This window comes from Spiroplasma endosymbiont of Seladonia tumulorum (assembly GCF_964020235.1).
In the GTDB taxonomy this organism is placed as follows: domain Bacteria; phylum Bacillota_I; class Bacilli_A; order Mycoplasmatales; family Mycoplasmataceae; genus Spiroplasma.
Map to the genome: position 1 here is coordinate 1,252,864 of NZ_OZ026545.1, position 11,796 is coordinate 1,264,659.

The window sequence follows — 11,796 nt, forward strand, 5'->3', positions numbered from 1 at the left end:
ATGTGAAAAGATGAAAATGGCAAAGTTTATACCGAAGAAGATTTATTTAATGAAGCATTAGAAGAATGTCATTCAGAAGAAAGTGCTTATGAATATATTGATACTTTAATTATGGAAAAGAATTTGGAGGAAATTTAATAATGAATAAATTTATTGGAATTGGTATAACAACAAAAGATATTGAAATTAAGAAAACAAGTAATGGAAAAGAATATACTATTTTTAATTTAGCAATTACTCGCCCATATTCAAAACAAAAAGAAACTGATTTTATTCCTTGTCAAGTTTGAAATAAACAAGCAATTACTTTACAAAAATATTGTCAAAAAGGTAGTCAAATAGCAATTACTGGTGTTTTAAAATCTTTTAAAAATAAAGATAATAAAACTGAATGAATAGTTCAAGTATCTAATTATGAATTTTTACATACAAATAATGATTTAAAAAAATCTGATAAACCACAAGAAAAAATAGAATTTAATTCATCTGAGACAAAAGAATTATTTAATAATGATAATCAAAATATTGGTAATGATGAAACAATTTTATGAGATTAGATTTAAAACCTTTATATATTTTTAATGATGAATTACATAAGTATAGTATTTTAATACCTAGTGTAAGTAAAATTGTTAATATTTTAGTGCCAAAAGATTTTTCACAAATTGATGAGAATATTTTAAAATTAGCACAAAATCGTGGAATATGTTTACATAATATGATTGATGTTTGAATAAAAAATAATTTTGATGATGAATTAATTGAATTTATTGATTGTGAAATAAAATCACATCGTGAATTATTTAAAAATTTTACAAAACTATATCAAGAAACTTTAAAAGATATTAAATTTAAATATTATGAAACTGAAAAAACACTTTATAGTCCTTTAATGTGTGGGACAACTGATTTTATTGGAATAACAACTGATAATGAATATATAATATGTGATTGAAAAATTACTAGTTCTAATGAGAAAACAGATATTGAACGCTATATTTGGCAATTAAAACTTTATTATTTATTAGAAAAAGACTTTTGTATAGATAATAAAAAAATATTAATGATAATTATAAATCCAAAATTAAAAATAGTAATTAAAGAAAAAGTTGATATTACTAAACAAAATTTAGAACAAATTAAAGAAGCAATTTTAATATGACAAGAAAGAGAGGAATGAGAAAATGCCACAAGAAACTAAAAAAACATTAATAGCAAGTATTGGTGAAATACAACACGATTTATCATTATATTTAGAAAAAAACCAAACAATGCAAATGAATGGTAGAACAATTTATAACTATTTTGGTGAAGCACAAGTATTAGAATTAGTTAAAAAAGAATTTAAAAAGCATCATATTACATATATTTGGAGTTATGTGAAAGATACTTTAAAAGTAATTAATGATATACCATATTTTGAAATGGAATTAACTTTATGTAAAGAAACAGAAGAAATTAAAACTTATTGACCTTTTACAGGGAAAAATACTGACCCCGCTAAAAGTATTGGGTCAGCATTAACTTATGGAGTTAAATATGTTTTAAGCAAACTATTAGGTTTACCAACCGAAGAATTAGACCCCGATAATAGTGAAATAAGTAAAATTAATTCTAAACAAGAAAAAGAACAAACAGAAATTATTAACAACTCAAATCCAAATTGAATGAGTGAACAGCATTTCAATAATATTAAAAATTTTATTACAAATACAAAAATAGAACAAGATATTATTTCAAAAGGTAAAAATTGATTAAAAGAAGAATTAAATGTTGAAAAATTATCACCAGTTCTGATTAGAAAACAAAGCGAAGATTTTTATTATCAATTTAAAGAAAGATTTTTAAGATAATGATAAAAATAGGTATTGACCCATCAGGAACTGGTACTACCGCTATTGTTGTTTATGAAGATAATAAATTAAAGGAAAAATTAGAATTTACTAATTATTTATGAATAAAACAAGTTGATTTTATTAAAGATATATTATTTAAACACTGCAATAGTGTTTGTCTTGTAAACATTGAAAATTGCTTATATACAAATGCTAATGGTTCAAAAGACCGTGATGATTTATTAAAAATAATTGGAGTAATTAAATATGATACACACGAATTAAATAATGTTAATTGAATATCACCCCGTTATACTAAATCAGTGGTTAAAAATATGGAAAATTTAAGTAAATATAATGATAGTTATTTATGAAAATTTGATAAAGATACTAATTTAATTTATCAATATGGTAAGGGTTGATTTTATAATAATAATAAAATAAGTAATCATTTACGCGATGCAATTATTATTGCTCATTATGAGAGGTAATATATTATGAAACAATCATACAATCAAAAAACAAGAAAATATTATTCTTGTAAAATTCGTAATATAAATGTTTACTTAAATGAAAATGAAGAAAAAGTTTGAAATAAATTAAATTTTGATACTTATTCACAACGAATAGAACATCTTATTAATTTTTATATAAAACACAATAAAGAAAAATAAAAAATAACCAATTAAGGTTATTTTTTTAAATACTATTTGTTAGTTGTCTAATAGCATCTTTTTGTTCTTGTTTTTTGTTGTTTACTTTAACTTGTTTTTTAACATTTTTAATTTGACCTGTTTTAAGTGCTAATTCTGTTGCATATTCAGGTCCTCGTAAATGTTTTTCGTGTGCAATAACAGCTGTTCTTAATTCTCTAATTTCTGCTTTATATTTTTTAATTTTCTTAGCAGATAATCCAAGAATACCAAGACTACCCATTCCACCAGCACCCGCTAATACAAGTAAAGCAATCATTAATGTATCATTTAACATTTTTTTACTTCCTTTCTCATCCTTACTCAAACAGTGGCCATCCATCCTTTCAGAACAAAATAATTTATAAATTAAACTATATAACCACCCAAAAATATCAACCACCCCTATAAATATAGTCTATTTTAATAAAATTTAATTATTTGTTTATATTTAATTCTTGTTTATTTTCTTCTTGTTTTTGTTTTTTAATATTTTCATTTTGTATATTTTTTAATTTTTCTTCTGTTATGCCATCTAAATTATTTCATTGTTTAGCTATTCGTGGTTGAACGACACGCGGATTAATACGGCAGTCAAAACAATGTCTTAAATGGTCTTTTTTTCATTTTGATTTATCAATTCAAATAATAATTAAAGAAATTATTAAAGTAATTAAAGGTAATATTGTAAATACTAATCCCATTTTAGATATTTTTAATCTTGGTATATCAATTTTCATATCTACTTTTGGTTTACTACTAGCAACAAATATACCTTGAATTCCGTGTGTAAATAAAGGTGTTATCAAAATAGCAATTCCATTACCTCAATATTGTCCATAATTATACCAATTAATTTGGTCTTTAATGCCATTAATCATCCCATACTCTAATCAACAATTTAATGCTAAAAATATCAATGTATAAAAACTAACTACTCAACTACGAATTTTATATTTTCTTTCTCATTCTCTAATATCTTTATGAGTTCAATTATAAGTCGGAATAGGGTCTTTTTTAAATCAATTTCAAGGTAAGGCACCCTTTAATCAAGTTGTTTTATCTTGTTTCATAATTATTTACCTCATTTAATTTTTTATTCATTTTTATTTAATTCTAATCATTTTTTATTGAATAATTCTTTAATATCATTTCTATTATTTGAAATAATTCTTCATATTGGATGTTTTTCAAATAAATTTAATTCATTAATAGTTGTTGCACTATTTATTTTTCTTATCACTATATCATAAGAGTCCGATGTTTCTTCTTGATACTTGGGTAAATCAATATCCATATCACGATTATAAATAGAATGTGGTTCATTTGACATTAATTCGCTATTATTTATTAATTTTCTTTTAATTGTTAAATCTTTAATAACAATATTATTTGTTTCATTTTTAATTGATCCATCTTGCTTAATTATTATGCTTTCATAAGAATTAGCTGCTAAAAATGAAAAAATTGATTTTTGTGATATTGTTTCAAAATAATGTGGTACAAATTTATTAGCAGATGCATAATCTGTTATTGAAATTGATATTTTATAGTAATATTTTGTTAAATCATAATCTGGAATTTTAAATGTTAATTTTTCGTTTGCTTCTGGATAATTAATTAATTCTCAATCATTGCCACCACTAATAGATATATCACCACTGCCTAATAATAAAGAACCATTAATAGTTTTAATATTTGTACCGCTTACTAATTTATCTTGTTTAGTATTAATATCTTGTGATGTTTTTACAATATATTTATCATCAACTTTTTCAATATAATTTTTATTTAAATAACTATCTTTAATAACATCCGATGGAATTTCATTACTTTGTTTTGCTTTTCAAACACCATTTTCTTCATAAATAGTATCATTATCAAACGGAACGACTAATTTAATATATTCATTATAATCAATTTTACTAAAATCATTTTTTGTAGGATAACTAATATTAATACTATTATCTTTAACAATTCTATCTTTTAATCAAAATAATAATGTTAAATAAAAAGTTTTTTTACTAATATGTTTATATTCTTCTTCTCATGGATGAGCATAATTATCTAAACTATAATTATAAGGTCTAGATACTGTTTTACTAGATATAATATCAATTATTTCACCGGCTAATTTTAAAGCATTTTTAACATCACGAGTAATATTTTCATTTGCCTCAGGATCATTAGTTTGTGAATAAGCAACACCACCTTGTGAAAATGAAGCACTACCAGTTAAATCATTAACTCCTTTTGGTAAATATCAATTTATAACTGCTAATAAACAAGCAGATTGAATATAACTTAATCATTTATCATTTTCAATTAAACCAGTATTATCTTTTTTTACTCATGGAAATAAATCTTTTTTATTTATTTTATTGGAAATTGTCCCACCTGATAATCTATCCATTCATAAACTAGTTTTTAAAATAGCATTATAAATTAAATTATCATTATAAGCAGATTGTTTTCTATCATTAATAGGCTGTCGAAGTTTACTTTCTTTAACATCTTCAACTGTTATAAATAACAAATTACTTAAATTATTTTCCATATAAAACACCTCTTAATTGATTACGATATTTTTTTTAAAAATTACTTGGCTTATAACTATTAACTCTTGTTTTTGTTTTCTTAATTGTTTTAATAGTTTGATTAGTTTTGTAAAACATATTTTTAACTGGTGTTTTATATAAATTCTTAATATTTTTAACATCACTTCGGCGTTCACAATATCATTTTTTATTATTAATTTCACCAGCAAAATTAAAATTAAAATGTCCAATTTTAAAATTATTAATAAACTTTTTAATTTGTTGTAATTTTTGAACTGTTGGTAATGTTAATTTAGTAGTTCCTTTGGGATATTTTTCTTTTAATGCTTGTGGTAATCGTTTTTTAATATAATTTCTTAAATGACTAGGTAATCATTTTCTTAATCAATAACGCCAAAATAAAGTTCCTGCATTAGATACAGCATTACTTAATAATTTTCAAATTTCAACTGGAACACTAGGATAAACATATGGACCATAAAATTTCGGATGTTTTGCTGTTTTTGTATATATTAAAATAGTTAAATTACCTGTTAAAGTTAACTTATTTGTAATATTAAACATACCACTATCAAGCCAACTACTATTTAAAGGTTGTCAATTAGTATTTAAATAATTTTCATTTTTAAATTGTTCTCTATTTTTAATATTATTATCTTTTTCTAATTGACTTAATATTTGTTGTATTTCTTTTTTATGACCTTTTTTAATTAAATCTAAATAAGTAAATGGATTTAATCACTGATAAATATCTTCAACTTTATTTGTAATTTTATTATATTTATCACTAATATAATTAATTGGCTTTAATATTTTATTTTTAACTTGATTAACTCTATTAATTAAATTTACAAATTTACTTATTAAAGGTTTATTTTCTAAATTAGATACTAATAAAGTTAAAACGCGTAATATTAGTAAATTCATTTTATATTAACCTTGATTATTTGGTTTTGATTCTGGTTTTGTTGCTGAAATTAGATAATCAACTGGAACTCTAAAAGTTTTATTTAGATTACTTTTAGCGGCAGTAATTTCATCTTGGCTTGGTTGTTTTTCCAAAATAATTTTACATGTTTTTGGATATAAAATAGTTGGTGTTGCATATTGAACTTTACCAATTCATTTAGGGTTAGCAGTATCATTATCTAAAACTTGTTGAATAGTATCCATATTAATTGGATATGCTCATACTTGTTTATTTAAAAATAAACCATTTACATTAGTAAAATTATAACCTTTATCACGGTTAACTTGTCCTTTTGTATATGTTTTTTCTAAATGAAAACTTTTTGATACAGGAATACCCATTGCAGTATTTTCATATAATTCACCATTAACCATTGCTTTTAATTGAGCTTGTGAACCAATTACTTTTAAATAAGCAGGTGTTAATCCTAAATACGCCCTACGACCTAAAACCATAAACATTTTATCAGTTGGCAAACCAAAATATAAATTACTAATTTGATTTGTTAATTCAATCAAAGTTTCATTTAATGTAAAGAATGCTCTATTTGCATCATCAGCATTTTCAGCTGTATAACTACGAAATGGAATTACTTCATATTGACCATCTGCTAAACAATAATCATAAATAGCCTGAATTAATTCACATTCTAAATTAACAAATTTATTCTGTACAACACTAGAAATAGCATCAGCAATAACGCCATTTTTAATATTTTGTTCTATTAATGCTAAGTCAAAAGCTTCATTCATTAATTTTAAATTAAATCTTTTATCAATAGGAACTGGAATTCTTGTTAATCCCATTGTTTGAGTTGTCCCACCATTTGGTAATGAATAATCATCTTGTCATACCACACGATGAGTTAAATTATATAGTGCTTGACCAGCATTTGGTAATCAAGCAACTTGTTCTGCGGTTGCAGTAGCATACTGCATAATACTTGCATATTCATTATATAAAGGTCCACGCAATAAAGCATTAACCATATCAACATACGCTTTTTGGTCTGTTGTATTACCTTGTAATATAAAAGGTACTTGTGGCAAATTAATTGTTGCCATAATATTTCACTCCCTTATTATCTAAGGTTTTTAAGTGTATAATCAGTTATTTTTTTAATTTCATCAGGAGTATATGCTCCTTTTTCTTTAATAGTTTCAATTTCATCATTCTTATTTTCAGTAGACTTTTCAATCATATCTTTAATAAAATTAGTTGGTGAAACTGCTGGTTGTTCTTGTACAAACAAATCAGGTTTTAATTCTTTTAAAGTTTGCATTTTTTCAGATAAAGAACTACCACTAACTTTTTCTAAATTAGTTTTAATATCTTCAATTTTAGTAGATGGAACATCTTTAAATGCTTTTAATTCATCTAATTCATTAGCAACTTTTAAATAATCTTCTTTTGAAATAGTATCTTTTCGTTTTTGTATACCTTCAATAATTTGTTTTGTTTCATTATGAAATTCATTTAAAATATTATCTACAATTTCTTCACTTAAACCTTGTTCGATTAATTGTTCTTTTGTAAGTGCCATTTTATAAACTAGAGTGCACCCATTTTAGTAAGTACTAATAAAAAAAGTATTTACTATTTTTTTAATTATATCTTTTTCTTTACGATTTGAATATCATGTATTTCATTTTATAACATCTTGTATATATTCTTCATGTGAATTATATATTTTATTATGGATTGTAGCTTTCTTAAGTAATGAATGAAAACTTTCTATAACAATATTATCTACACAGTGGTAATTTTTTCCCATTGAAATTGTAATACCGTTAGATAAACATTTATCGTGATAAATAGTGGATGTATATTGATATCCGTGATCTGAGTGAATTATTATTCCATTCAGATCTTTTTTTATTAATTTTATTTTATTAATTGCATCATTTAAATTATCCATTACTAATTTATTGTCATTATATTTAGATCACTTTACATCAACTATTTCTTTAGTATATCCATCAATAATTGTTGATTGATAATATCTTTCTCCTTTTCAAATTAAATATGTTACATCAGTATATAGTACTGAAAACCTTGTTTTTATATCATTGAATTTACAATTAATTAAATCAGGATATTGCAATAAGCTTTTTTCTTTATTCTGTTTATATTTCATTTTTCTTCTCATTTTTCTTACATATTCAGGTTGTATTTGATTATCACGCATAATTCTTAAAACTTTTTTTGAATTATATTTTATACCATAATCTTCCTTTAAATATTTAGTAATTCTTCGATAACCAAATTGTTTTAAATTTTCTTCATAGACTTTTACAATATCATTTATTGCTTTTTTATCTTTTTTGCTACTGTCATAATTTTTATATTTATCTCAATAACTACGTTTTAACCCTGTTACTTCTAGTAATAATTTTATTGAATATTCACAAAAATTTTGTTTAATAAAAGAGACAATTCTTAGTTTGCTTAATTGTAAAAGTCATGGAGCTTTTTTAATAATTCATACCTTGTTTTATAATATTCTAAATTTCTTTTGGCAAAAGAAATTTTAGGTCCTTTAGGATTGTTTAATTTTCCTTTTTTATGATTTGCTCATCAAGATTCTACTGTATTTGCATTTATATTATATTGTTTTGCTACTATTCAACAACTTTTTTGTTTAATTTCCTCAATGATTTTTGTTCTAAATTCTGATGTATATTTGTTATATTTTTGTCCTTTTTTTGCCATATAAAAATGCACCCCCTATAAAAATTTAGCAAAATCTTTTTTTATTTTACTTACTTTTTGGGGTGCACTCTAAACCTCTCTTTTTTTATTCTTGTTCGAATAACAAGTCAGCATAAGTCTTTTTAAGGCGGAAAGCATAAACCGTAAATTACTTTTTTGTTAAAAGGATAAACCATTAATATTATTTTACACTATTATTTTAATAATACAACTATTAATATAGAGAAGAAGAAAATATAACTTAATATATTTTACTGCTAATTTAGCCCTTAAAACGCGTAATTAAGAGTATTTTAAAAGATAAATTTATTAAAATAAGCGCTAATTTTGCTTGTATATATATATATATATATATATAATACTGGTAAATCTTGATAAAAGGTTTCAAGATAAAAAAAGGAGAAAAACAAGTATGAAAAAATTACTTAGTTTATTAAGTGTATTAACAATTAGTGGAACTGCTGTACCAACAACAATTGCCGCTAGTCCTTATCAAAAAGAAGAAACTAAATTAGAAAATAATGAAATTAGTTATTTACAAACAAATAATTTAAAAAATTTAAATAGAGTTAAAAGACAAGAAATAACATATCCAATATTAGAAGATGTGTTAATTGATTTAAGAAAAACTAGCATGAAAAAACCAATGCAATTTCAAATAACTGATTCATGGTGTGTTATGGCAATTTTAAAAAATATATTTGATAATAATATTCTTAATAATAAAGATCTTAAAGAAACGGAACAAGAAGAAATTGCAAGTTTTTTTCAAAAAAATGAAAATGATGGTATTTCATTATCAAATGTAATTGAAATGTTAAAAATAAACCCGATAATTGAGAAAAGTTTGGGATTTAATTTAAATAAAATTGATTTAAAACAATTATTTTGAAATAGATTAAATGATATAGAAAAAAGAATGTGGATAAGACATTTAATATGGGAATCTCTTTCTAGACAAACTCCTGTTATATTTGGTGGTTTATTTGATGAAGAATATGATGAAGAAGAAGAAGCATATAATAGCAACCCTCATGCTGCATTAATTGTTGGAATCAAACCAAATAAAGAAAATATACTTGAAGATACTTATTATGTTAGAGATCCATGAAGAGACAGTGAAGCTGAATTTATTATAGATCAAACTACAGAAATTTCAATGACAGGGGAACAAATTTTTAATATTTTATTTAATCAAATAGAAAACGGTAGCGTATTAATACATGAAGATGTTTTTCAATTATTTTGTGAAAAAGCTATTAGTATTTTTTCATCAATTTGAGAAATGGCAGAACCAGAATTAATAGCAGCTATAGTATAGTGGAATTAAAATATGAAAAAATTATTAAGTATCATTAGTACAATATCATTAGTAGGAACAAGTACCACAAGTTTAGTTGCTTGTAATACACAACAAGAATATACACCCGAAGAATTAGCAAAAGAAAAAGAAAAGAATAAAATAACTACAAAAGATGGTATTTTAGAATGAATAGTGCCCAAAGAAAAACCATTTAAAGAAATTGGCAATAATAAATATTATTTTATTATATGAAAAGGCCTAAAATTAGATAAATGAACATTAAAAAAATATAAAGATGTTGGTTTAGACAGAACCAATAGTTTAATAGATAAATCATATAGTAATGCAGAATTACACAGAGTAAGTAATGATTTACATACAATTGCAAATAAAGAATATAGTAGTTGAAATAAAGACGATGAAACTTACTTTAAATCAATCTATCGTTGAAATGGTGAAGAACAAAAATTACCCGACTTAATAATTGATAATGATGGTAATGTAAAAGTTAACGGAGAATAGAAAAAGAGATTTTTTAGAGTGCACCCCAAAAAGTAAGTAAAATAAAAAAAGATTTTGCTAAATTTTTATAGGGGGTGCATTTTTATATGGCAAAAAAAGGACAAAAATATAACAAATATACATCAGAATTTAGAACAAAAATCATTGAGGAAATTAAACAAAAAAGTTGTTGAATAGTAGCAAAACAATATAATATAAATGCAAATACAGTAGAATCTTGATGAGCAAATCATAAAAAAGGAAAATTAAACAATCCTAAAGGACCTAAAATTTCTTTTGGCAAAAGAAAATTAGAATATTATAAAACAAGGTATGAATTATTAAAAAAGCTCCATGACTTTTGCAATTAAGCAAACTAAGAATTGTCTTTTTTATTAAACAAAATTTTTGTGAATATTCAATAAAATTATTACTAGAAGTAACAGGGTTAAAACGTAGTTATTGAGATAAATATAAAAATTATGAAAGTAGCAAAAAAGATAAAAAAGCAATAAATGATATTGTAAAAGTCTATGAAGAAAATTTAAAACAATTTGGTTATCGAAGAATTACTAAATATTTAAAGGAAGATTATGGTATAAAATATAATTCAAAAAAAGTTTTAAGAATTATGCGTGATAATCAAATACAACCTGAATATGTAAGAAAAATGAGAAGAAAAATGAAATATAAACAGAATAAAGAAAAAAGCTTATTGCAATATCCTGATTTAATTAATCGTAAATTCAATGATATAAAAACAAGGTTTTCAGTACTATATACTGATGTAACATATTTAATTTGAAAAGGAGAAAGATATTATCAATCAACAATTATTGATGGATATACTAAAGAAATAGTTGATGTAAAGTGATCTAAATATAATGACAATAAATTAGTAATGGATAATTTAAATGATGCAATTAATAAAATAAAATTAATAAAAAAAGATCTGAATGGAATAATAATTCACTCAGATCACGGATATCAATATACATCTACTATTTATCACGATAAATGTTTATCTAACGGTATTACAATTTCAATGGGAAAAAATTACCACTGTAAAATATATAATTCACATGAAGAATATATACAAGATGTTATAAAATGAAATACATGATATTCAAATCGTAAAGAAAAAGATATAATTAAAAAAATAGTAAATACTTTTTTTATTAGTACTTACTAAAATGGGTGCACTCTATATTAAATCTCTTTTATT

18 protein-coding genes are annotated in these 11,796 nt (G+C 23.1%); 10 read left to right on the plus strand and 8 right to left on the minus strand.

What is annotated here, in order from left to right:
- The 6 genes from AACL22_RS08010 to AACL22_RS08035 are packed head-to-tail and all read left to right on the plus strand — an operon-like array spanning window position 1 to window position 2,509.
- Window positions 1-138 (plus strand): hypothetical protein, encoded by a 138-nt coding sequence (locus tag AACL22_RS08010; protein ID WP_338988699.1) that lies wholly within the window; start codon window positions 1-3, stop codon window positions 136-138.
- Between the two features lie 2 nt (window positions 139-140).
- Window positions 141-557: a single-stranded DNA-binding protein gene (locus AACL22_RS08015; RefSeq protein ID WP_338988701.1), complete on the plus strand. Its 417-nt coding sequence runs from the start codon at window positions 141-143 to the stop codon at window positions 555-557.
- Window positions 548-1,201 carry a hypothetical protein gene (locus AACL22_RS08020; protein WP_338991149.1) on the plus strand — a complete coding sequence of 218 codons (654 nt, stop codon included), beginning with the start codon at window positions 548-550 and terminating at the stop codon, window positions 1,199-1,201. The genes AACL22_RS08015 and AACL22_RS08020 overlap by 10 nt, the downstream gene beginning before the upstream one ends.
- Window positions 1,185-1,853: an ERF family protein gene (locus AACL22_RS08025; RefSeq protein ID WP_338991151.1), complete on the plus strand. Its 669-nt coding sequence runs from the start codon at window positions 1,185-1,187 to the stop codon at window positions 1,851-1,853. The genes AACL22_RS08020 and AACL22_RS08025 overlap by 17 nt, the downstream gene beginning before the upstream one ends.
- Window positions 1,853-2,326, plus strand: coding sequence for a hypothetical protein (locus AACL22_RS08030; RefSeq protein WP_338991153.1), 474 nt, complete (start codon window positions 1,853-1,855; stop codon window positions 2,324-2,326). Before AACL22_RS08025 ends, AACL22_RS08030 begins: the two co-directional genes overlap by 1 nt.
- 6 nt (window positions 2,327-2,332) lie before the next feature.
- Window positions 2,333-2,509 carry a hypothetical protein gene (locus tag AACL22_RS08035; protein ID WP_338988709.1) on the plus strand — a complete coding sequence of 59 codons (177 nt, stop codon included), beginning with the start codon at window positions 2,333-2,335 and terminating at the stop codon, window positions 2,507-2,509.
- A gap of 25 nt (window positions 2,510-2,534) precedes the next feature.
- On the opposite strand, the gene AACL22_RS08040 is transcribed toward AACL22_RS08035, so the two are convergent.
- From AACL22_RS08040 to AACL22_RS08075, 8 genes are all read right to left on the minus strand, one after another.
- A complete protein-coding gene (locus tag AACL22_RS08040) occupies window positions 2,535-2,870 on the minus strand; it encodes a hypothetical protein (RefSeq protein WP_338989736.1) in 336 nt (111 codons plus the stop codon).
- 94 nt (window positions 2,871-2,964) lie between these two features.
- Window positions 2,965-3,600, minus strand: a complete 636-nt coding sequence (locus tag AACL22_RS08045) for a hypothetical protein (protein WP_338988713.1) — start codon at window positions 3,598-3,600, stop codon at window positions 2,965-2,967.
- A gap of 23 nt (window positions 3,601-3,623) precedes the next feature.
- The gene (locus tag AACL22_RS08050) at window positions 3,624-5,084 is read right to left on the minus strand and encodes a hypothetical protein (RefSeq protein ID WP_338991155.1); all 1,461 of its coding nucleotides are present in this window, start codon (window positions 5,082-5,084) and stop codon (window positions 3,624-3,626) included.
- Between the two features lie 34 nt (window positions 5,085-5,118).
- Complete coding sequence (locus AACL22_RS08055) at window positions 5,119-6,012, minus strand: hypothetical protein (RefSeq protein WP_338991059.1); 894 nt, start codon at window positions 6,010-6,012, stop codon at window positions 5,119-5,121.
- A gap of 6 nt (window positions 6,013-6,018) precedes the next feature.
- Window positions 6,019-7,119, minus strand: coding sequence for a hypothetical protein (locus tag AACL22_RS08060; protein ID WP_338988719.1), 1,101 nt, complete (start codon window positions 7,117-7,119; stop codon window positions 6,019-6,021).
- A gap of 17 nt (window positions 7,120-7,136) precedes the next feature.
- Window positions 7,137-7,598: a hypothetical protein gene (locus tag AACL22_RS08065; protein WP_338991158.1), complete on the minus strand. Its 462-nt coding sequence runs from the start codon at window positions 7,596-7,598 to the stop codon at window positions 7,137-7,139.
- 24 nt (window positions 7,599-7,622) lie between these two features.
- Window positions 7,623-8,537: an IS3 family transposase gene (locus tag AACL22_RS08070; protein ID WP_338993044.1), complete on the minus strand. Its 915-nt coding sequence runs from the start codon at window positions 8,535-8,537 to the stop codon at window positions 7,623-7,625.
- Window positions 8,504-8,767 carry a hypothetical protein gene (locus AACL22_RS08075; RefSeq protein ID WP_338988774.1) on the minus strand — a complete coding sequence of 88 codons (264 nt, stop codon included), beginning with the start codon at window positions 8,765-8,767 and terminating at the stop codon, window positions 8,504-8,506. Before AACL22_RS08075 ends, AACL22_RS08070 begins: the two co-directional genes overlap by 34 nt.
- Window positions 8,768-9,179: 412 nt before the next feature.
- On the opposite strand from AACL22_RS08075, the gene AACL22_RS08080 reads away from it, so the two are divergent.
- The 4 genes from AACL22_RS08080 (at window position 9,180) to AACL22_RS08095 (ending at window position 11,763) form a co-directional block, all read left to right on the plus strand.
- Window positions 9,180-10,088: a hypothetical protein gene (locus AACL22_RS08080; RefSeq protein WP_338991161.1), complete on the plus strand. Its 909-nt coding sequence runs from the start codon at window positions 9,180-9,182 to the stop codon at window positions 10,086-10,088.
- A gap of 12 nt (window positions 10,089-10,100) precedes the next feature.
- Window positions 10,101-10,592, plus strand: a complete 492-nt coding sequence (locus tag AACL22_RS08085) for a lipoprotein (RefSeq protein WP_338991164.1) — start codon at window positions 10,101-10,103, stop codon at window positions 10,590-10,592.
- Window positions 10,593-10,678: 86 nt separating this feature from the next.
- Complete coding sequence (locus AACL22_RS08090) at window positions 10,679-10,942, plus strand: hypothetical protein (protein WP_338991167.1); 264 nt, start codon at window positions 10,679-10,681, stop codon at window positions 10,940-10,942.
- Window positions 10,933-11,763, plus strand: coding sequence for a DDE-type integrase/transposase/recombinase (locus tag AACL22_RS08095; RefSeq protein WP_338991170.1), 831 nt, complete (start codon window positions 10,933-10,935; stop codon window positions 11,761-11,763). Before AACL22_RS08090 ends, AACL22_RS08095 begins: the two co-directional genes overlap by 10 nt.
- Window positions 11,764-11,796 lie beyond the last annotated feature (33 nt).